We start from the raw sequence: 20,529 nt of genomic DNA, 5'->3' as shown, positions 1-20,529 counted from the left end.
TGTCAAAAAATCTAATTTTAGTGAGAAGAAATTAGAATGAGCTAAATGATCTATATGACTGATAAAAGGGGATCAACATCATGATAGTTATGATTGTCGACCAACAAATCTTGTCTCCTAAACAAGTTTGCCAAAATTGTTTGATGTCAGATCAAAGTGGTTTACCTCGATGGCATGATAGCAAGCTGGGATGTGGCAAAAAGCGATCGCACAGCGGAGGTGGAGCCTCATCGCAACCGACATCCAAACAGGCTCAAGTTTATGAGTGTCAAATGGGTTTTAACGTCACCTGGGTTAACTAACTTTCTGCTAGATTTTACTCGCTATTGTTATCATCTTTATAGCGACCGAGCTGTATTTTAGATCCTAAATGGCTTGATTGTTTTAATCTGTAGATTTTTTGATTTTAGGAGCATATTTGACATGGCGAGGTTTGGTTCAGCCGACGTTAAAGACCGTTTTTTTGGAGCAGCCGTATATCTATTTGCTATTTATGATGCCCTGGCTTTAGGGACGGGATTAATGCTTAAAGTCCCTGCCTTAGCACCTACATTTAACTTTTTACAATTACTCCTGTTGCCAATATCTTTACTCTATGGTGTTTTTGACTCAATTATCCCTCTTGGTTTGGGTAGTTTAGTTGTATTTTTTGTTTTATTTTTAGCCGTAGTTCAGAACGAAAAGATTTCTTACTTTATTCGTTTTAATACTTTGCAATCGATTTTGTTTAGCATTGCCATTGCTCTAATTTCGATTATTTTTAGCACTTTGGGGGGACTCGAACTAATTGGTGGCTTTGTCTTTATTATTGCTACTGGTGCGAGCCTATTTTGCATGGCAGAATGTGCTTTTGGTCGCCGTCCTGAAATTCCTACGATCTCCGCTGCTGTGTATAGCCAACTACCAAGATAACCAGCCTCAAACTAGGTAATCAATAATTAAATAATAAAACTAAACTCGTTAATGCCAGCACTGCTGAATCAAGGCAAAGATCAAACAACCTGATTCGAGATAGAGCCAATTCCTTCAATCTCAATTCTCACCGTATCTCCAGGCTTGATTGAGCCGACTCCTTCGGGAGTGCCAGTGAGGATTACGTCTCCAGGCAACAAGGTCATAACTTGTGAGATGTAAGAAATGAGGACATCGGGGTTAAAAACCATGTCGCTAATCATGGCAGACTGACGGGGAGCATGATCGTTGTTAATAAAAGTTTGAATTTGGGCTTCAACACTCAATTCTCGGACAATCCACGGCCCTAAAGGACAAAAAGTATCAAATCCCTTGGCTCTTGTCCACTGATTATCTTTTTTTTGCAGATCCCTAGCCGTTACGTCGTTAGCAATGGTATATCCCCAGATGCTCTTGGCTGCCTGTTCTGGGTTGACTTTACTAAGGCGATCGCCAATAATTAAAGCTAATTCTCCCTCGTAATCTACCTGTTTTGACTGTACGGGATAGATAATATTTTGACCGTCCGCCACAATGGTAGTAGGGGGTTTGAGAAATAATAAGGGTTCACTGGGAACGGGTGTACCCATCTCAGCTGCATGTTTGAGATAGTTTTTCCCCACAGCAATAATTTTGGAAGGGACACAGGGAGCAAGCAATTGATATGTATCTAACTCCATCACTATGTCTGTCTCCTGTCCACTTAACCATGGTGGAGCATCATAGACCAACACACTACGATTTGCCTTCAGCACACCATAATAAATCTGCTCGCGATTAGTTTTAATACGGACATAGCGTTCTGCCATAGCTAGATCAAACTTCAAATTATTCGTTACTACGAAATCATACTCTTAAAGTTCCCTCTTGTTGAACCTAAAAGTGTAGTTTTGGGATAGATTAATTTTAGGTTAATTTACTATCCTTACAGCAGAGTCCTGGTAATTAATTGTCAAGTAATAGTAAGATTGTAATTCCTTGCTTCTAATTTAGAAGCCATTTTGTCCACAAGGAGAATAAGTAAAATGAGCAACAAATACGAGTTAATGTATATTCTGCGTCCTGATCTCTCAGAAGATCAAGTCGGTGAGGCAGTTACTAAATATCAAGATTATCTGACCGAAAACGGTGCGGAGAACATGGAAGTTCAAGTCAAAGGCAAAAGAAGACTTGCCTATCCTGTTGGCAAATATTTGGACGGTATTTACGTACAAATGAACTATGAAGCCGATGGTAGTCAAAATGCACCTTTGGAAAGAATGATGCGCTTGAGCGAAGATGCAATTCGCTACTTGACTATTAAGCGTAAAAAGCGCGCGATTATTGCTCAGGAAAACGCTACGGCTGAACCTGTGTCCGATCCTGCTGATAATTAATCAGCAGTGATTGGAGTTTGACATTAATTTTGATCATTTGATTATTGGTCACTGGGAGAGCAGTTTAAGATTATTTCTCGATCTTGCTTCTGTCCCAGTTTTTTATTGCCTGAAAATTTCAGGCTTGCTTTTCTATAGGAGAAGAGAAGAGTAAGGTATTGACCATAAGTAAACGGTTAAATTTAGATTTGGCTTTATTCAACTACAATGCACCATTCGTGCAATTCATATTTGACACAGTTATTGACGACAAGAGGATCTTGAGCTACTATTGCTTGGGCTTCTGGTAGTGAATTAGCTTCAAAAAGGAGCATTCCTCCACCTAATTCTCCCCAATAACCAGTTTTTGCCTTATGTCCTTGAGCAATTAATTGGCGAACATACGCCTTATGAGCCGACACGTATTGGTCAAAAATTGATTTATTAACAATTCCTGTTTCTATTTTGACAAATGTTGGCATAATTTATGGTATTTCCTTTATTAATTCAATACAAATGAAATATAAAAGTAGTGCTATGATTAGCTGATAAAAATTATACAATCAATATTTGCTAAACTTAAATGTTTTTAAAAAAGCTGGTAAATGCAGAAAAGCAGGCTAGTTTAAAAATTTCAGTTGTTGGCGGTTCTAATTCAGTAATGAGGGAGGGATATACAAAGTATCTCAATAATTACCTTCGTCAAATAACCTGCCAAAAAACTTTTATAAAATATTATTCTCTTGGTGGTGTCCCTAATATTTTTGGAGTTATTCAAGAAGCTAGATACAATATTGCGCTTGACAGCGATATTATATTTTTTGAATATTGTATAAATGATCGTCACGCTATCGAGCTTGATTCTTATTCATTAGAATTAGCAGGAAAATCTTTAGAAGGATTTATTAGAAAATGTCAAAAATCTAATCCTTTTTGCTTAATTGTCTTAGTAATATTTGGCGTAAATCAAGAAAAATATTATCAACAATCATGCGTTTTATCAGAAGTTTATGAATCAATTGGCAAACACTATTACTTACCTGTAGTAAATTTAACTAATTTGTTAAGTGAGCAGAAAGGAAAAAACTTTATCAAGTCTTTATATAATCATAAAGATGATGCCCATTATACTAGACCTTATGGAGTGCAAATAGTTGCTCAAACAATTGTTGAACAACTAGATAAAATAGGCGTAATCAATAGTTTAAAATCAAATAAAAACTATCCAAGAAATATAGGAATCAAGTCTATTTATCAGGATAATTTTGAAAATTTAGCTTTTTTTGAGAACTTTGAACAAGGAAACTTTTTTGAACGTCAGCCAAAAATATCAGTTTATCAAAACAGTGTTTATAGAGAGAAAAATTTTTCTCTCTCTGGGGGCAATTCCCTACAATTTCTCTTAAAAGGTAAATTAGTTGCCATATACATTAAATCAGATATAAACGATGGTTTGATTGAAATTAGGTTTGGTCAACAGCTAATCGTCACTAGCTCCTATTGCTCATGGGTCAACAAAATCAAACCTCAAAATGTGATTAATCTCATTACCCTACCTCTAAGGCAATTTTCGGCAACTCAAGATTTTGCTCCCGTGTTGATCGCCTGTTGTCGAGAGTATCCTGATAGTTTTGAGTTAGATTACATCAAGCAAGAACCTAACCACAAAAATCCTCAGAAATGGAAACTCAACATAATTGGTATTGCCTACATTGGAGAATTAAAACCATTTGAATAAGCAGAAAAACAGTTAGAAGAGAGTTAGACCAAAGAAATCGTCTTTGCTACTTTTAACGCTTTTGCTCTAGCTAATTCTGTAGTTTCTGCTTTAGCTAGGGCAACTCCCATTCGACGATAGGGACGAGAATCTGGTTTGCCAAATAACCGTAAGTCAGTATCTACTTCTGTCAAAGCCTGAGCTACATTGGTGAAGTTGATTTCTGATGAATGTTTCTGAGCCAAAATTACGGCGCTGGCAGCAGGGGCAAAAAGTTCTATTTGCGGGATGGGTATGCCTAGAATAGCTCGTAAATGCAGTTCAAATTCATTCAGATTTTGGGAAATTAAGGTCACCATGCCTGTATCATGAGGACGAGGAGATAGTTCGGAAAAAATCACCTCATCTTGAGTAATGAAAAACTCGACACCAAAGATTCCTGCACCACCTAAAGCATCCGTAACTTTAGTGGCGATCGCTTCTGCTTGTTGAATTTTCTCTTTGCAGATTGCTGCGGGTTGCCAAGACTCTTGATAATCGCCTCGCTCCTGACGATGACCAATAGGAGGACAAAAGATCGTGGCAGCATCCCACTGTTTGACCGTCATCAAGGTAATTTCGAGTTCAAAATCAATAAACTCTTCCACGATTATTTTTTGGGTATCTCCCCTGGCTCCTGCGATCGCATTTGACCAAGCTTGCTCTACTTCTGAGGCTGATTTTACTATTGATTGACCCTTTCCCGAAGAAGACATGACTGGTTTAACCACGTTAGGAAAACCAATCTCTGCCGACACCTGAATTAATTCTTCTAAGCTAGTAGCGTAGGCATATTTGGCAGTACGAATACCCAGTTTGTTAGCAGCTAAATCCCGAATGCGATCGCGATTCATCGTGTAGTTAGTCGCTGCTGCGGTAGGAATGACGGTGATTCCTCGATGTTCAAATTCCTCTAGCTTTTCGGTACGAATCGCTTCAATCTCTGGCACGATAAACTTTGGCTGATGTTTCTGCACTACTCTTTCTAAATCATCACCATTGAGCATGGAAATCACTTCTGAAGTGTCAGCTACCTGCATTGCTGGAGCATTAGGATAACTATCAATCGCAATCACATAATTTCCTAAACGTTGAGCTGCAATCACAAACTCTTTGCCTAACTCTCCTGCACCCAGAAGCATGATTTTTTGAGGTAGTTGTAGATTCTTCATGATGAGGCGATCGCTGTTAGCAAATATTTCCTAGGTTAATGAATAAAAAACAGGGTATTGAGCTAGAAAGTTCAAATAGTCGATGTTTGGGTCTTCAAGCTAGCAGCATAGACCACTCAAGGTATACTAGCAGGAATTATTGCCTAATTTATAGTGGTTTTATTGATACTGGTTTTTTGGTTGAAATAATATGTAGATCGACATCGTGAAGAACTTTCAGCAGCTCTTGTACTGGAGAACTATGTAAAAATAACTGCCAACGCGATCGCTGCGTTTGTCCTAATACTACTTGGGTAATATAATACTTCTTTGCAGTTTCGGCGATCGCTTGAGTAATATTATTACTATTTACCCGAATAAATTCACCACCAAATTGCTCTAATAACTTTTCGCAGGTTTCTAAATACAAACTTTCTTCTTTAGTTAAAAAGCGATCGGGGTTACTGACATATAAAACATATAGACGCGATCGCATTTGACTGGCAAGTCTTGCTCCTCTTCTTAATAAATGCGACGAATTAGGATGAGTAGAAATGCAAACTAAAACTCGTTCATGAATACTACAGTATTTATCTTTAGGAGTGGTTGATTCAGCCATCTCTTCGAGATTATCGGCGATTTCTCGCAGTGCTAATTCTCGCAGCGCGACTAAATTATGTCGCTGGAAAAAATTCTGTAAAGATTGCTCGATTTTGTCGGGAGTATAGATTTTTCCTTCCCTAAGACGTTCTTGTAGAGTTTCTGGAGTAACATCAACTACCACAACTTCGTCAGCTTCATCTAATAAACGATCTGGAATCCTCTCTCGCACTACGACTCCCGTAATTTTAGCCACCAAATCATTCAGACTTTCTAAGTGTTGAATATTAACCGTAGAAAAAACATCAATACCTGCTGCTAAAACTATTTCCACATCTTGATAACGTTTTTCTCGCTGCGAACCTGGTACATTAGTATGTGCTAATTCATCGATTAATACTAATTGTGGTTGACGAGCAAGAATTGCCTCCGTGTCCATTTCAGTCAAGGTATTATTGCCTCGCTTAATTTGCTGACGGGGAATTAACTCTAAACCTGCTGCTACTTCGGCGGTTTCTTCTCTACCGTGAGTTTCTAATAACCCAATAACAACATCAATACCTTCTGCCAATAAACATTTAGCTTCCAGTAACATACGGTAAGTTTTGCCAACTCCTGGAGACATCCCAATATAAATTCTGTGTTTACCGCGACGTTGAGAGTATTCGTAAGCAAAAGAAGCGTCTATTTCATTACCTTCAATCATGATTTAAGTTGTTTGATTGTAAACCAATTGCTTTTTATCAAATATGGCAATCCCAAATAAGATGAGAAATTGCTACTACCCACTACCCACTACCTACTACCTAAAAACCAACTCGATTGTATAAAGGATTCCATAAGGAAACTTACGCGCCATACATCGTCGAACTTCATCATCTACAACAACATAACGAGTGGGAGATTCTTTAATTCGATAAACTGTATCTTCGATCGCATTGATAAATGCTTGTGCAACTTCAACTCTATGCTCTGTATAATATTTAACAGCTTCAGTATATTCAGTGAGAGCTTCTGGGTGAAACACATACCTCATGGCTCAATCAGTCGTCTAACCTCAGCCAATGCTTGCTCCCCTGGAATTGGTTTTACCGAGCCATCCTGAATCTCATTTCTTCGTCTTTTTGCTTCAGTCACCCAAATCGATTGAATTGTTGAGTCGGTGTCGAATTCTAAACTTTCTACCAACTTGTCTGCAAGGATTGCTCTTGATGCGCTAGGCAAGGATAATATTTCTTCTGTCAGCTGTTCAATCGACCGCATAGTCTCCTCGCAGAATACTAAACTTTAAGTACATTTTATCAAGATCATCTGATTATTTCAGATATAGCGATCGCTATATCTACGGAATCTTTTATTTCATTACTTTCAATCATGATTCAAGTTGTTTAATTGTAACCAAACCACCTTCTATAAACTGAATTGTAAGTTCCTGGCAATCAAGTAAAGCTCTTCCTAATAAAGGTTTTCTTCCTGTAGCCAGTACACGAATTTCTCTTTCTTTTTCATGCCAAAGAATAATTGCCTCATGTACAGGTAAGAGAACATTGCTATTATTAGCTAAATTGGCAGGTAAATCGTATAAAAAAGGTAAACCCAATACAGCTACAGCTTCTGAAGGTAAACAAAGATAATCTGTAAAGCCCGTATCGATAACAAAATTTATCGAAAAGTTAGGTTGATTGGGCAAACGAAAGATGACAGGAAGTGTTGCATATCCGTTAGATACCACACCAGAAATCACTTATCAATACGCTCCATCATACCGCCAAAGGAAGCTGCAACATTATAACCAATACAAATTCCAAAAAGTCTAGCGTTAGGGTGTTTTTCCCGTAAATAACGGGCTGATTCTAAACCAGTTTTATCAATTGCATATTCCTCTGTTTCTACATCGATAATGATCATTTTACCGATATTTTTTTCTTGTTCTACTTGTTGATGAATATTTTCGTAGATTTCTTGTGCGCGTCGTGCTACTTCTTCACGACTTAAAAGAATTGCTTGCATAAATTTTAAATTTTTAAATAATATGCTGGTCAGGTTGTTGTCAGTGTAACATCACTTTATTTTTCTCTGGGTCGAATTATCAAATAAACTTAGTTGAGCAATTGTTTATTGTACTTCTTCTCATAATTTCTGTCCTAAATGCCATTTCAGATAACAGTTAATATCTTTGAACGCAGTTCAACGTGAAAACTCGTAAATGATTTCTGTGATACTACCACGCCAATAAAGTTTAGCTCCTTCAGGCAGCATCCATGCCACCTCACCATCTAGTGGTATTTGCATTCCACTGTGTTCTCTGTAGTTCCAAAAATGTCCTCTCCAAGGGGTTGGAATAATTTTGTCACCTACCGTACGTCCGCGTGCTTCTGCTTGTACGTTCTCGATCAGATCTTGCTCATTAAATGTGAAGAGCATCGTGATCTTAATGTCACCTTCAGTGAGAGTTCCTTGAGCAGAGCGATCGCCTACTGCCTCCCAAAGTACTCCTTGGCTAGGTAACAGTGCTGTAGGATACCAAGCTGCCTCTGCAAAAAAGCGCATTAATTGACCCTTAGCAACTTCACCCTTACCACGTATATTGGCTAGCGAGAACAGCCCAAACAGTGCCGCATGTAGAATGCCTTCACCTGCGATATAAGTGTCATGCACTAACACTGGAACACCTGGTAGCACTGCCACTCGACCATTCCAGTCAAAACCTGGGCGCTGGGCAATGACTTGTTGATCCGAAGTAAAAGGCTTCCATTGCTCCGTTGTCAGACTCATATTGAACTGACCACGATGCTGCATACGTACACCAGTTACCATCGATTGTCCGTCTTGAAGGGTTTTACGGAGATATCGCTGCACTGGCGCAGGTAGTCCATTAATTTCATCGAAGTGAACGATCTGAGGCTGAACCGATACACGCGATGCTTGCAACTGATTACGCAACGCCTGAGTTTCTTCTTCCCAGCGAAAAGCACCATAGATCCTAACCCCCGCGAAGGTGACAGAAAGTAAAAGCACAATAATAGCGAAAACTTTTAGCAACACAATACCTCAAGTTTTTCGTGGTCGATTAACTATTTATTATATGAAAACTTTCTGGGTATCATTCTGTGGAAAAACTGGCTAAAAAAGTAGCGATCGCTCCTGAAATTTTATCTGATTAAAAATGACACAATCTAAAAAGTGCGATCGCCTAAGTAGTATTACGAGTAATTTCTGTCCTAGAAGTAATCATTAGATAGAGAATTTTTTAGAAAGCGATCGCGCTCATTGGCTCAAGCGATAGTATATCTTCATTATCAAAACTGCCAAGTCGTCGAACAAAGCAACCTAACGAGTCTGTTCTACTGTGCTTCTACTCACAATTTATCAGAGCCTCAATATCTGTCGATACGATCTTCTCCAAATTGCGTGTAATCTTGCCGATATCCCAATTCCACCAAGCTATTTCAAGTAATGAGCGAATCACCTCATCGTCAAATCGCTGACGAATACACTTGGCTGGATTGCCCCCAAAAATTGTATAAGGCGGAACATTACTCACCACTACTGATTTTGCCGCAATGATTGCTCCGTCTCCCACTTGCACCCCTGGCATGATCGCTGTTTCATAGCCAATCCACACATCGTTTCCAATTACTGTATTGCCTTTGTACGGCAGTTCTTCAGGTTGAGGGTCAACTTTTTCCCAGCCGTTGCCGAAGATCTGGAACGGATATGTCGAAAACCCATCTAACTTGTGATTTGCACCATTCATGATGAACTTTACGCCTCTCGCCAAAGCGCAAAATTTTCCAATGATTAGCTGATCGCCGACAAAGGGAAAGTGGTATAAGACGTTACGCTCAAAATCTTCCGAGTCTTCTGGATCGTCGTAATAAGTGTAATCTCCAATGATGATATTGGGATTCGACACAGTGTTCTGAATGAAGCAGATTTGCGGAAATCCCTTCATCGGATGCTTATCTTTCGGATCGGCTCCGTACAAAATAGTCTCCAGTTTTTATAGATAAATAAGTGCGTAATATCAGTTATTAACTTCAACGTCTATTCAAATTATCTAACGCTAAATTTAACTTTAAAACATTTACTCCTGGTTCGCCGAAGATACTTAAAAATCTTCCTTCCGTATTTTTAGTCATTAAAAGTTCAACTTGATTAGTATCTAAACCTCTAGCTTGAGCAACTCTTTGAATTTGTCCTCTGGCAGCTTCAGGAGTAATGTGGGGATCTAGACTCGAACCAGAAGTATATACTAAGTCAGCAGTGGGCTTGATTCCTTTCTGTTTCAGTTGCGTAATAGTTTCTTGAACTCTAGCTGTTAATTCGGGATTGCTTGGGGCTAAATTACTCGCACCGCTAACACCTGTAGGTTTGGCATCATCACCAGTGCTGTAATTAGTAGTACTAGGACGACTTGAAAAGTAGCGATCGCTTGTGAAATTTTGTCCGATTAAAGCTGAACCAATAATATCACCTTGGGCATTAGTAATTAAACTTCCATTTGCCTGATTGGGAAAGACAAATTGCCCGATCGCAATTAATAGAAAAGGATAAATTAAAGCAGTTAGTATCCACAGAATAAAAGTGGTACGAATTCCTGTTATTGTTTCTCGAAGTATAGACATGGTTAAAATGATGAATTATTTAATGTAGGGGCGCAAGGCTTGCGCCCTAAAATCTTTCGGGTTGGAAAATTACTGTGAACAAATAAACAGATAAAGCTATGGTGACGCAATATAAAATCCCGATCGCGTAAGCGGTATTGCGAGTAATTTCTGTTCCTGAAGCAGCCATAACTACAGGGGCAATAATCAAATTCAAACTGATAGTTATGAATAAGACCATCGCTAAAGGATTTTTGATAAAGCGATCACCAATATTTTGTATTGTTTCGATAATATTTTGATTGAGTGAAAATTTATTTGATTTATCTAATTTCATGATCTTGACCTCAATAACGAAGAAAAAAACTTATTACCTATTACCTATTACCTAACTCAAGCCAATTCCAGTAATAATTAAATCGATAATTTTAATGCCGACAAACGGCGCAATAATACCGCCTAAACCATAAAGTAAAATATTTCTAGTTAATAATTTATTAGCACTCAAAGGTCTAAATTCTACTCCCTTCAAAGCCAAAGGAATTAAAGCAGGAATAATCAAAGCGTTGTAAATTAAAGCTGATAAAACTGCTGACTGAGAACTAGCTAAACCCATAACATTGAGACTACCAATTCCTGCTGCTGCAAACATTGCAGGGATAATGGCAAAGTATTTAGCAATATCGTTAGCCAAAGAAAAAGTAGTTAACGCACCACGGGTAATTAATAATTGCTTACCAATCGTAACTAAATCGATTAACTTAGTGGGATCGGAATCTAAATCAACCATGTTGGCTGCTTCTTTGGCTGCTTGCGTACCTGTATTCATCGCCAAACCGACATTTGCTTGGGCTAAAGCAGGTGCATCATTTGTACCATCCCCTGTCATGGCGACTAACTTGCCTTGTTGCTGTTCTTTTTGAATTACGGAAATTTTGTCTTCTGGAGTAGCTTCAGCGATAAAGTCATCGACTCCTGCTTCTTGGGCAATTACTGAAGCGGTAATGCGATTATCGCCAGTTAACATGACACTTTTAACTCCCATACGACGCAACTGATCGAAACGTTCGCGCATCCCTGGTTTGATAATATCTTTGAGGTATATTACCCCATACATATCTCCATCCAAAGCCACACCCAAAGGTGTACCACCCAGACGAGATACCCGTTCGTAAGCATCATCTAAATCAGAACTAACTTCGCCACCACGAGAACGCACAAAACCTTTGATGGCATTGATTGCGCCTTTTCTTACTTCTTTCCCATTGGGTAAATCTGTACCACTCATGCGAGTTTTAGCAGAAAATTCAATACCTTCTGCGGAATTGGGTTCAAAATCAATTTTTGCCCCTAATTTCTCGGCGAGTTTGACAATTGATTTACCTTCGGGAGTTTGATCGAATAAGCTAGCAGCCAAAGCAACTTGGGCTAATTCCTTTTCGTTATGCCCGTTGACAGGAATAAACTGTTCGGCTAAACGATTTCCGAGAGTAATTGTTCCTGTTTTATCTAAGACTAAAGTATTGACATCACCGCAAGCTTCTACCGCCCTTCCTGAAGTAGCTATCACATTAAACTGTGCCACTCTATCCATACCTGCAATACCAATGGCACTCAGTAACCCGCCGATAGTAGTGGGAATTAGGGCTACCAACAGAGAAATTAACGTTACTACTCCGACAGGAGAACCAGCATAATTAGCGATGGGGGGAATAGTCGCCACGACAATCAGAAAGACTTGGGTGAGAACTGCTAGTAATACAGTTAAGGCAATTTCATTTGGGGTTTTGCTTCTTTCTGCCCCTTCGACTAGGGCAATCATGCGATCTAAAAAGCCTTTACCAGGATCGGATGTTACCCGAATTTTTAACTCATCGGAAATAATTTTAGTACCCCCCGTAACCGAACTTGCCATATCTGAACCAGGTTCTTTGAGTACGGGGGCAGATTCTCCTGTAATTGCCGATTCATCCACAGAAGCAACTCCATCAATTACTTCCCCATCGGCAGGAATAATATCTCCTGAGACTACTTGAATGATATCTCCCTTATGGAGACTAGTAGAACTAATTTCTTCAATTGCACCATCGGGTAAAACTTTTCTGGCGGTAGTATCGGATTTAGTTGATCGCAATGAGTCTGCTTGGGCTTTCCCTCTTCCTTCGGCTACTGCTTCGGCAAAATTGGCAAAGAGAATGGTAAGAAAAAGAATAATGGTAACTAAACCGTTAAAAAAGCGTTGATTTTCTCCAGGATTTGTACCAAAAAGATCGGGATTAATAGTTAGTAAAGCGGTAATAATTGTGCCTAACCACACCACAAACATGACGGGGTTTTTTAACATCACTTTGGGGTTAAGTTTGACAAAGGCATCTTTAAAAGCGCGTTGGTAAAGTCCTTTAGTATTGACTTTTTTTTGTTTATTTTGCTGATAACGTTTGCTTTTTTCAGCGATAGGGCGATTTGTAGTTTTCATAATTTTATTGATGTCAAATAATAATTAATTAGCAACGATTTAAAAACTTAGAACATTAGACCTAATACCAATGATGTTTATCAATTTTCTCCTGCTTCTTTGAGAGCAAAATCAATCACAGTCTTACTTAAGCGAATGTTGTGATCGAGCATTTTTTTTATAGCTGTTTTCATTGATAGAAAACAGCCTTCTCTTTTAGCACGAAGTAAAATGCCAATTGAACCAGTTAGAGATAAACCATTTAATCTGGCAATTCTTCTACCTACGACTTCATCAATACAAACAGTTTGAATATTTTGATTTAAAGCGAATTGAATTACAGCAGCTTCTCCCATATCTAAAGAGTTGAGTAAAAAAGGAGAAATTGTTAGTGGATATGTTTGTTTTTGTAGCCAAGTTGCAGCTTGAAATTCTTTAACTGCAAACCCTACTGTTCCACCGCTCAAAATTTCTTGGCATACTTCAAAAGGAATTAATACTTCTGTATAAAGAAACTGTAAAACTTCTAGACTATCTAACGCAGCAACTAAAGCAATTAAAGGAGAAGTATTAATAACAATTTGGGTGGTTTTAGGCATTATTTAAATCTGATAATAATTCTTCTTCACTAAGATCGATCATTGAAACTCCATAATCATTTAACTTAAGCAGAAAAGTGACACGCTCAACACCAATTAAGGCAGCAGCCATTCCTGAAGAAAGTTGTTTGAGTTCAAAAAGTTTGATCGCCATTGCCCATTTTGCTTCTTGTTCAAATTGTTCTCTGGTTTTGCCGATCGCGTCAGGAAAGTTTTCGGGATAATTGATAGTTAATTGTAAAGACATTTTGTTTTTCCTTGATCTAGCTTTTATCTTATAAATTATTAGCGATCTGAAACGCTTCTGCGATCGCACCTAATGCTAAAACAGGGAAAAAGGTAAGCGCGCCGAGAATTAAAATGACTCCTGCGGTAACTCCAGTAAATAAACTTGTATCGGTACGCAATGTTCCAGGGGTTTCGGGTACTGGTTGTTTACGACTCATGTTATCAGCGAGTAAAAGTAAGGCAATAATTGGTACATAACGCCCAATAGCCATTGATAATGCTGCGGTAAGATTCCACCACAAGGTTGCATCGCCTAAACCTTCAAAACCTGAACCATTATTAGCTGCTGCGGAGGTATATTCATAAACAACTTGGGAAATGCCATGAAAACCAGGGTTACTAATACCTGATAAAGTGTCTGGATTAATAAAAGTAATCGCACTGGGAATTAAAACAGCAATGGGATGAACTAATAGAATTACACTAGCTAAAACTATTTCTTGTTTTTCAATTTTACGTCCTAAAAATTCTGGGGTTCTTCCTACCATCAAACCTGTTAGGAATACAGTTAAAATTAAGAACACAAATAGATAAGCTGTACCTGTACCTTGTCCACCCCAAACTATTTGTAGAAACATATTGAACAACGTCGCAAAACCCCCATTTGGCATCAAGGAATCATGCATTCCATTAACTGCACCACACATTGTCCCTGTAGTAGTCACTGCCCACAGTGCAGTTTGCGCCCAACCAAAACGAACTTCTTTCCCTTCTAGGTTAACTGCATTTGTACCAAGAAGATTATTAACAATTGGGTTGCCGTTATATTCTCCAACTGCTGCGATCGCAATTAAAATTACATAAATAATAAATACCATCCAAAATATCAGCCAACCTTGCTTTTTATTGCCTGCCATAACTCCGTAGGTATAAATCAAAGAAGCAGGAATAACAACCATTGCTAAGGTTGCAATTAAGTTAGAAAAATTATTGGGATTTTCAAAAGGATGGGCAGAATTAATCCCAAAAAAACCACCGCCATTTTCTCCTAATTGTTTAATAATTTCAAAATGAGCGACAGGCCCTCTAGCAATATATTGAGTTGCACCTTCTAAAGTATTCGCAACTGCTGGTGGAGCTAAAGTTTCGGGTACACCTAAGATTAATAAAACAATACCACCTACTATTGAGATTGGTAATAAAATGCGCGTAATTGATTTAGTTAAATCCACATAAAAATTACCCAAAGGATTGCCTGTTAAACCGCGAATAAAAGCGATCGCCACAGCCATTCCTGTTGCTGCCGAGGTAAACATCATAAATCCCAAGGCAAACATCTGTGAAGCGTAGGAATAAGTTGTTTCTCCTGAATAATGTTGTTGATTAGTATTAGTGACAAAAGAAACAGCCGTATGCAATGCTAAATCCCAATTTGGTGCAGTTAAACCTGTAGGATTTAAAGGTAAAATCCCCTGGAAAATTAGGAGAAGAAATACAAAAACTAACATAACCAGGTTACTAACCAATACGCTTCGGGCATATTGCCAACCAGTCATACTTTTTTGATAATTAATACCACCGACTGCATAAATTAATTTTTCCAGTGGTTTTGCGATCGGCTCTAAAATAGTTTTTTGAGCTAAAAAAACACGAGCCATATAATTGCCAAACCACGGCACAATTAAAACTAAAATTAATAGCGTTAAAGCTATTTGAATAAAACCTTGAATCATTATATTGAAGCAAAAGCTTATTTTTTAATCGAATGATTCAATTATTTCAAGATTACAGTTGTCCGACAATCTATCAATTGTTGTATTTTTCTTATCTATTTACTAATTGTTATGCTTAAATATGGATGTATATACTTACAGGTATAGAAGATATATATTTAGTTAAATAGATAACTTAATAACTATTATTTTATTATTTGTAGCATTAAAGACAAAAAATGATTGATGAACCAATACATTTAGAAAAACATAATCCTTTGTGGAGAAAGTATTTTGTTGATGAGCAGAAACGACTTCAAATAAATCTCCAAGTTGATTTTACGGCTATTCAACACATTGGTAGTACGGCGATTTTAGATATTTATGCTAAACCAATTATTGATATTATGATTGGACTAGAATCCTTTCCACCGTCGCATAATTTAATAAATAAACTGATTAGTCTTGGTTACGATACATTTGGTGAAGCTGGAGTACCAGAGCGTTTGTATTTCCGATATCGTCAATTACAGTCATTTAATGTGCATATTGTTAAACGAAAAGGAAAGCATTGGAATTCTAATCTTGCACTTAGGGACTATCTTCAAGCATATCCAGAAGAAGCAAAACGCTATGAAGAGGCTAAAATAAATGCTGTTAGTTCTGGAGCATCGTCACTATTAAAATACTCCGCAGCCAAATCAACAGTTTTAAAAGAACTCGTATCACGGAGCATAGCATGGCGATCGATCGCCTAATAAACTCATTTCAAAACAAATGTTCTCAATCTGTAACGATATAAAAGCGATCGCAAGCAACATTTAATCTTCTTCTAAATCCTGTTTTAGTATTGCCTCAATATACCTTGTACCATTAATGACTCGAACGATCTCAACTTCAGAATCAGTAAGACGATAAAAAATAATATGTTTTCTAAATCCTTCAATAGCTTATTGTCTAGTATCACTTAATTGAGGATGAGGCAAATTTGATAGTTTTCCTCTCTGGGGAAATTGTGATAACTTCTGAAAAGTCTTTTCTGCTGCAAATAAAAAACGTTCTGAAACATCTAAGTTATCTTCAGCTAAATATGTTGCTAATTCAATCAAATCCTTGATAACTTAGGGTCTTTTAAGAATTCTCATTAACCCACAGAATTGTTTTTCCGCGCTGCAATTTTATCTGTCACTGCCTGACGAATTTCTGCCCAATCTTTTGCTGTCATGGGGCTAGCTTCACCAGAATTTAAACCCTCTAATAATAATTGTTCGAGTTGCTTTTCTGCTTTCTGTTGGCGATCTTGACGAATTAATTGGCGGATATATTCACTGGTGGTACTATAGCCCCCAATAGCTACTTGTTCCTCTATATATATTCGCATTTCTTCTGGTAAAGAAATATTAATACTTTTCATGGTCAGATAGTTTTAACCCTACATGACAGATTATGACATTTTTTACCATTTTTGAATAGAGCGATCGCAAACTAAACGACGCATTGCAGCAGAAAAATGTGATTAAAAATCGCATCAGCAAAGCTATTCACATTATTAAGTAGTCGCATAAAATTAATTACACATTTTTTAGAAGATAAATTTTTTCTGTACAAAGGTTACAGAGAATCTAAATAGGTAATTAATTGTGTTTAAGTACTTAGTAATTATCAACCTCAATTACCTCTCCTGGGGCAATTGTAGTTAGAGCTTGACGTACTTTTAATACCAATGGCAATAGATCTTGCAGACGATTGGTACGTGCAACCATAACAATTACTGCAATACCAGCTTGTTGTAGATTTTGCTCATATTTTATATTACGATCGCTTGTTAGCAAAATAGTAAATCCTGACTCAGACATTAATTGTAGCAATGCTCCATTTTTTGTTCCCAACCACCCCATTTCCCTGACTGTTTTAAGATCTAAGTCGGCAAATTCCCGTTTTAAAGGGTTAGGAACACATTCATCCAGCAGGATGCGCATAAGCAATTAACATTTCCTTAGCCAGTTCGAGAACAGATATAGCATCTTGTTTGGTAACACTAGGAAAATGAGCGAGAAATGTATCTAATGAATCTCCTGCTTCTAAATAATCAATTAAGTTTTTAATAGGGACGCGAGTGCCTTTAAATACAGGTGTTCCCCCCATAAGTTCTGGATCGCTAACAATGACATCACTTTTAGTTGTCATGATATAAATCTAATTATGAATTATCCATATATAATAGCTGGAACGGTTAGGAATATTTGAATTGAGCTATTGAGCGATCGCTTTATTCAGAATTAACCGAATTTATACAAGCCAGAATATGTATTCATTTATTGGTTATGCGATCGCTTGTATGGGAAGACATTACAGTTTTGTCAATACAACTGGTAAATACTGACTGAAACTGATAAAATCCTTGTCTGTAGTAAAAATTTCGTAATTTCTTCGGCTTGCAGTCGCACAAATCAAAAAGTCAGTGTTTGCCCCTTGAATACCACGACGACGACAAATATTAAAATAGTCTGCTGCTAATTCATAATCTTCTGCATCTAGTGTCAGATTGGGGAAAGCTCGAAAATAATTTTTCAATTTTTCAAACTGTTCTTGATGTTTGATACCAGAAAGAATTTCCTGTCTAACTGCACCGAGAATAATTACTCGACTATCGGCGATTAAATCGTAAATCTTGACTACTACATCGCTGGTTTTCGGTTGTCGTTTTAATGCTAATGACCAAACAGAAGTGTCAACTATAACTTTCATAACTTGTGTCGTTGTTGTTTGTAGTCATAGTCATCTTCATATTCGATTGTCCCAAATAATTCGATAATTTTTAGTTGTTTGCGTCGTTGAACATATTCTTGTAAAGCTTCTTCCACAACAGCACGTTTGGTACGATGTCCGCCAAGTTTTAATGCTTCTTAGATTAATTCATTGTCAATTTCTAAATTAGTAGCCATAGAAAGTTAACTAGCATTTGTGCAGATTTTTCTACAATATAACGCACAACGTTAATTTATCTATCTGGCGATCGCTTTATTCAGAATTAACCGAGTTTATACAAACCAAAGTATGTCCTCATTTATCGGTTATGCGATCGCACCAACGCTAGTTACAATAATTAAAGCCAAGTTATAGTCAAAATTAATCATGTCAGTTGTTACTACTAAATCTTATGTAGAGTATCGCCATGATGCTTATTGGATAGAAAGAACTAGAATTTCTTTAGATTCAATAGTTTATGCTTTCAATCGAGGATTGTCTCCTGAAAGTATAGTTCAGTCTTTTCCTTTATTAACACTCGAACAAGTTTATGGTGGAATTACCTTTTATTTAGCTAATCGTGCCGAGATTGATAGTTATCTAGCGACAGAAGCAGCAGCATTTAAAGCAATGCCTCAACCATTACAGACTAGCGATCCTGCACTGTATAACAAGTTAATTAAAGCGAAAAAAGAACTAAAAGAGTGAAAATTCGTTATCAAGCTGATGCTGATTTAAACCAACTATTGACTTTCAAACTGCTAATGCTGCTGAGTTGGAAGGATTAAAAGATGCAGAAGTATTGACAATTGCAGCAAGACAAAACCGTATTTTAATTAGTCATAATCGCAGAACAATGCCGTCAGAATTTGCTGAGTTTATTACTAACAATCAAAGTTCGGGAGTTCTTATCGTTTCGAGAAAAGTAACAATTGAAATGATTATTGAAGAATTACTGTTAATTTGGGCAGTATCTAATGCAGAAGAATGGATTGATAGAATTGCCAAAATACCACTTTGACTATATTTAAAAACTAACTTACCCAAAAACAAGTCTTTTAAATCTGTAATAGTAAAGAGCGATCTCTAATCTTTTCCAGCAAAATAAAAATTGGTAATAAACCTGTTATTTCAACACTCAAGCTTATTCAATGAGTAAAATTGATAGCTAAATATAAGTATTTATTAAAAATATTTGCCAGACATCATTAACGATTATCCAATTCCCATCTAGTAATCGCAGACTGAACTGCATCCTCTCGACTCATTTTAGAATTTTTCTGATATTCATATCGAATTAATCGTTCAGCTTGCTCACGATCTCCCATGCATTTACTAATGAGTTTTTTGAGCAAAGCTTCAGAGTGGATCAAGATATGATCATTTTCTTGTTCAGTATATGAAGGTGAGTTAATATTGAGTGCTGATAATTTTAACTCAACATCGTACTCTAAAGAATCAAGGTTTAAAGATAATTCAGATAACTCTAGCAATTGAGTTTCAAGAACTGTGTTAAGTGAAAGCAAAGCAGTAATAATGTTAGTGAACAACTCCTTGAGAAGCAATGTATCTGGGGTTGTCAAACCGCTATTCATTCGTAATATAAAATTATTAACACTAGCTATTGTGTTTTGTAAGGATTGGATAGATGGCTTTATTGTATTCGCAAATGTTTCAAACAGAAATAAATCAAAACAAGTTTCAGAATCGTCAAACAACTTTTGCCTTAATGTAGTAATCATGTTGCAAGCAATTTCTGATTCTAGACTTGGTTTAGCATTTTTCTCGTGTTGGAATAGAAATTCTATTATTTCTAATTTTGCCACTTGATATTGAATTCTACATATTGTTTTAATCAGAGTCATAATCAGGTTCTCAATATTCTATAGTCAGTTTATGTATTAATAATACCCATGACTTCATATATCTATATCAAGATTTGGCAAAAGAGTTATTGCCATATTCACAAGAGAAAGTATTTTAGTAAGCGTCAAAAATTAACAATAAATCTTCTAAATATGTAAAAAAAAAGCGATCGCAGTTTTTTATAGTTAAAATAATTTACTGCAAGAGTTAAGAGAGGATAAGAATTCATGAACCAATACAGCATGATTATTCAATGGAGTAATGATAATTTTAAATTGAGCGGTTACAGCTTAATTATCTGTTAATCTTGCCCTAATAAATCATCAATTGCTGCCATAATTTCATTCATTTGTGAAATACTTATTTGACCGATGTATAGCATTTCTCAAATAAGTGAGATACATTAGTTGAAATTCGGAAAGCAAATCTTAAATGAAAGCGTATTCACTCGATTTCAGACAAAAAATTATCGATGTTTATAACAAAGAGGAAATTTCACAG

At 37.0% G+C, this 20,529-nt stretch carries 29 protein-coding genes and 1 pseudogene; 7 read left to right on the top strand and 23 right to left on the bottom strand.

Annotated features, from left to right (window positions below):
• The first annotated feature begins 80 nt into the window (after window positions 1-80).
• Both KME09_02405 and KME09_02400 read left to right on the top strand, forming a co-directional pair.
• Window positions 81-302 (top strand): hypothetical protein, encoded by a 222-nt coding sequence (locus tag KME09_02405; GenBank protein MBW4532764.1) that lies wholly within the window; start codon window positions 81-83, stop codon window positions 300-302.
• Between the two features lie 121 nt (window positions 303-423).
• Complete coding sequence (locus tag KME09_02400) at window positions 424-912, top strand: hypothetical protein (GenBank protein ID MBW4532763.1); 489 nt, start codon at window positions 424-426, stop codon at window positions 910-912.
• A gap of 80 nt (window positions 913-992) precedes the next feature.
• On the opposite strand, the gene KME09_02395 is transcribed toward KME09_02400, so the two are convergent.
• Window positions 993-1,760 carry a fumarylacetoacetate hydrolase family protein gene (locus tag KME09_02395; protein MBW4532762.1) on the bottom strand — a complete coding sequence of 256 codons (768 nt, stop codon included), beginning with the start codon at window positions 1,758-1,760 and terminating at the stop codon, window positions 993-995.
• A 216-nt stretch (window positions 1,761-1,976) separates the two neighbouring features.
• Here KME09_02395 and rpsF point away from each other — a divergent pair, with 216 nt between their 5' ends.
• Window positions 1,977-2,327: a 30S ribosomal protein S6 gene (gene rpsF, locus KME09_02390; GenBank protein MBW4532761.1), complete on the top strand. Its 351-nt coding sequence runs from the start codon at window positions 1,977-1,979 to the stop codon at window positions 2,325-2,327.
• A gap of 194 nt (window positions 2,328-2,521) precedes the next feature.
• On the opposite strand, the gene KME09_02385 is transcribed toward rpsF, so the two are convergent.
• Window positions 2,522-2,788 (bottom strand): YciI family protein, encoded by a 267-nt coding sequence (locus tag KME09_02385; protein MBW4532760.1) that lies wholly within the window; start codon window positions 2,786-2,788, stop codon window positions 2,522-2,524.
• Between the two features lie 101 nt (window positions 2,789-2,889).
• Here KME09_02385 and KME09_02380 point away from each other — a divergent pair, with 101 nt between their 5' ends.
• Complete coding sequence (locus KME09_02380; GenBank protein MBW4532759.1) at window positions 2,890-4,044, top strand: hypothetical protein; 1,155 nt, start codon at window positions 2,890-2,892, stop codon at window positions 4,042-4,044.
• A 23-nt stretch (window positions 4,045-4,067) separates the two neighbouring features.
• Here KME09_02380 and purT read toward each other — a convergent pair whose 3' ends face one another.
• The 14 genes from purT to kdpA form a co-directional block, all read right to left on the bottom strand.
• Window positions 4,068-5,234, bottom strand: coding sequence for a formate-dependent phosphoribosylglycinamide formyltransferase (purT, locus tag KME09_02375; protein MBW4532758.1), 1,167 nt, complete (start codon window positions 5,232-5,234; stop codon window positions 4,068-4,070).
• A 148-nt stretch (window positions 5,235-5,382) separates the two neighbouring features.
• The gene (locus KME09_02370; protein ID MBW4532757.1) at window positions 5,383-6,519 is read right to left on the bottom strand and encodes a sensor histidine kinase KdpD; all 1,137 of its coding nucleotides are present in this window, start codon (window positions 6,517-6,519) and stop codon (window positions 5,383-5,385) included.
• A gap of 96 nt (window positions 6,520-6,615) precedes the next feature.
• Window positions 6,616-6,849, bottom strand: a complete 234-nt coding sequence (locus KME09_02365) for a type II toxin-antitoxin system RelE/ParE family toxin (GenBank protein ID MBW4532756.1) — start codon at window positions 6,847-6,849, stop codon at window positions 6,616-6,618.
• Complete coding sequence (locus KME09_02360) at window positions 6,846-7,076, bottom strand: addiction module protein (protein ID MBW4532755.1); 231 nt, start codon at window positions 7,074-7,076, stop codon at window positions 6,846-6,848. The genes KME09_02365 and KME09_02360 overlap by 4 nt, the downstream gene beginning before the upstream one ends.
• A 109-nt stretch (window positions 7,077-7,185) precedes the next feature.
• The gene (locus KME09_02355; GenBank protein MBW4532754.1) at window positions 7,186-7,557 is read right to left on the bottom strand and encodes a clan AA aspartic protease; all 372 of its coding nucleotides are present in this window, start codon (window positions 7,555-7,557) and stop codon (window positions 7,186-7,188) included.
• Complete coding sequence (locus tag KME09_02350; GenBank protein ID MBW4532753.1) at window positions 7,554-7,823, bottom strand: hypothetical protein; 270 nt, start codon at window positions 7,821-7,823, stop codon at window positions 7,554-7,556. The genes KME09_02355 and KME09_02350 overlap by 4 nt, the downstream gene beginning before the upstream one ends.
• A gap of 177 nt (window positions 7,824-8,000) precedes the next feature.
• Window positions 8,001-8,588, bottom strand: coding sequence for a hypothetical protein (locus KME09_02345; GenBank protein MBW4532752.1), 588 nt, complete (start codon window positions 8,586-8,588; stop codon window positions 8,001-8,003).
• 580 nt (window positions 8,589-9,168) lie between these two features.
• Window positions 9,169-9,801: a Vat family streptogramin A O-acetyltransferase gene (locus KME09_02340; protein ID MBW4532751.1), complete on the bottom strand. Its 633-nt coding sequence runs from the start codon at window positions 9,799-9,801 to the stop codon at window positions 9,169-9,171.
• Window positions 9,802-9,853: 52 nt separating this feature from the next.
• Window positions 9,854-10,441 carry a K(+)-transporting ATPase subunit C gene (kdpC, locus tag KME09_02335; protein ID MBW4532750.1) on the bottom strand — a complete coding sequence of 196 codons (588 nt, stop codon included), beginning with the start codon at window positions 10,439-10,441 and terminating at the stop codon, window positions 9,854-9,856.
• 46 nt (window positions 10,442-10,487) lie between these two features.
• The gene (locus KME09_02330; protein ID MBW4532749.1) at window positions 10,488-10,757 is read right to left on the bottom strand and encodes a potassium-transporting ATPase subunit F; all 270 of its coding nucleotides are present in this window, start codon (window positions 10,755-10,757) and stop codon (window positions 10,488-10,490) included.
• Window positions 10,758-10,808: 51 nt separating this feature from the next.
• Complete coding sequence (gene kdpB, locus KME09_02325) at window positions 10,809-12,896, bottom strand: potassium-transporting ATPase subunit KdpB (GenBank protein ID MBW4532748.1); 2,088 nt, start codon at window positions 12,894-12,896, stop codon at window positions 10,809-10,811.
• Window positions 12,897-12,976: 80 nt separating this feature from the next.
• The gene (locus KME09_02320; protein ID MBW4532747.1) at window positions 12,977-13,474 is read right to left on the bottom strand and encodes a DUF3368 domain-containing protein; all 498 of its coding nucleotides are present in this window, start codon (window positions 13,472-13,474) and stop codon (window positions 12,977-12,979) included.
• Window positions 13,467-13,721 carry a UPF0175 family protein gene (locus KME09_02315; protein MBW4532746.1) on the bottom strand — a complete coding sequence of 85 codons (255 nt, stop codon included), beginning with the start codon at window positions 13,719-13,721 and terminating at the stop codon, window positions 13,467-13,469. The genes KME09_02320 and KME09_02315 overlap by 8 nt, the downstream gene beginning before the upstream one ends.
• 28 nt (window positions 13,722-13,749) lie before the next feature.
• The gene (gene kdpA, locus KME09_02310; GenBank protein ID MBW4532745.1) at window positions 13,750-15,435 is read right to left on the bottom strand and encodes a potassium-transporting ATPase subunit A; all 1,686 of its coding nucleotides are present in this window, start codon (window positions 15,433-15,435) and stop codon (window positions 13,750-13,752) included.
• Window positions 15,436-15,653: 218 nt separating this feature from the next.
• On the opposite strand from kdpA, the gene KME09_02305 reads away from it, so the two are divergent.
• Window positions 15,654-16,172 carry a GrpB family protein gene (locus KME09_02305; GenBank protein ID MBW4532744.1) on the top strand — a complete coding sequence of 173 codons (519 nt, stop codon included), beginning with the start codon at window positions 15,654-15,656 and terminating at the stop codon, window positions 16,170-16,172.
• Window positions 16,173-16,364: 192 nt separating this feature from the next.
• Here KME09_02305 and KME09_02300 read toward each other — a convergent pair whose 3' ends face one another.
• From KME09_02300 to KME09_02275, 6 genes and pseudogenes are all read right to left on the bottom strand, one after another.
• On the bottom strand, window positions 16,365-16,523 hold the full coding sequence (locus tag KME09_02300) for a type II toxin-antitoxin system RelE/ParE family toxin (protein ID MBW4532743.1): 159 nt from the start codon (window positions 16,521-16,523) through the stop codon (window positions 16,365-16,367).
• A 35-nt stretch (window positions 16,524-16,558) separates the two neighbouring features.
• Entirely contained in the window at window positions 16,559-16,828 is a 270-nt protein-coding gene (locus KME09_02295; GenBank protein MBW4532742.1) for a type II toxin-antitoxin system ParD family antitoxin, read from the bottom strand.
• 238 nt (window positions 16,829-17,066) lie between these two features.
• The gene (locus KME09_02290) at window positions 17,067-17,393 is read right to left on the bottom strand and encodes a hypothetical protein (GenBank protein MBW4532741.1); all 327 of its coding nucleotides are present in this window, start codon (window positions 17,391-17,393) and stop codon (window positions 17,067-17,069) included.
• Entirely contained in the window at window positions 17,374-17,601 is a 228-nt protein-coding gene (locus KME09_02285) for a DUF433 domain-containing protein (GenBank protein ID MBW4532740.1), read from the bottom strand. Before KME09_02285 ends, KME09_02290 begins: the two co-directional genes overlap by 20 nt.
• A 162-nt stretch (window positions 17,602-17,763) precedes the next feature.
• Entirely contained in the window at window positions 17,764-18,162 is a 399-nt protein-coding gene (locus KME09_02280) for a PIN domain-containing protein (protein ID MBW4532739.1), read from the bottom strand.
• Window positions 18,159-18,317: pseudogene (locus KME09_02275) on the bottom strand (type II toxin-antitoxin system VapB family antitoxin). The gene KME09_02280 and the pseudogene KME09_02275 overlap by 4 nt, the downstream one beginning before the upstream one ends.
• Window positions 18,318-18,549: 232 nt before the next feature.
• Between KME09_02275 and KME09_02270 the strand changes: the two are divergent.
• Together KME09_02270 and KME09_02265 are read left to right on the top strand one after the other, a co-directional pair.
• The gene (locus KME09_02270) at window positions 18,550-18,870 is read left to right on the top strand and encodes a DUF433 domain-containing protein (GenBank protein ID MBW4532738.1); all 321 of its coding nucleotides are present in this window, start codon (window positions 18,550-18,552) and stop codon (window positions 18,868-18,870) included.
• 37 nt (window positions 18,871-18,907) lie between these two features.
• Window positions 18,908-19,183, top strand: coding sequence for a hypothetical protein (locus tag KME09_02265; protein ID MBW4532737.1), 276 nt, complete (start codon window positions 18,908-18,910; stop codon window positions 19,181-19,183).
• A gap of 187 nt (window positions 19,184-19,370) precedes the next feature.
• Here KME09_02265 and KME09_02260 read toward each other — a convergent pair whose 3' ends face one another.
• Window positions 19,371-20,027 carry a hypothetical protein gene (locus KME09_02260; GenBank protein ID MBW4532736.1) on the bottom strand — a complete coding sequence of 219 codons (657 nt, stop codon included), beginning with the start codon at window positions 20,025-20,027 and terminating at the stop codon, window positions 19,371-19,373.
• Window positions 20,028-20,529: the final 502 nt, after the last annotated feature.

Origin of the sequence: Pleurocapsa minor HA4230-MV1 (genome assembly GCA_019359095.1) — a bacterium.
Classification (GTDB): Bacteria; Cyanobacteriota; Cyanobacteriia; order Cyanobacteriales; family Xenococcaceae; genus Waterburya; species Waterburya minor.
The sequence above is the reverse complement of the archived record's forward strand: the minus strand, read 5'-3'. Positions and strand labels throughout refer to the sequence as shown.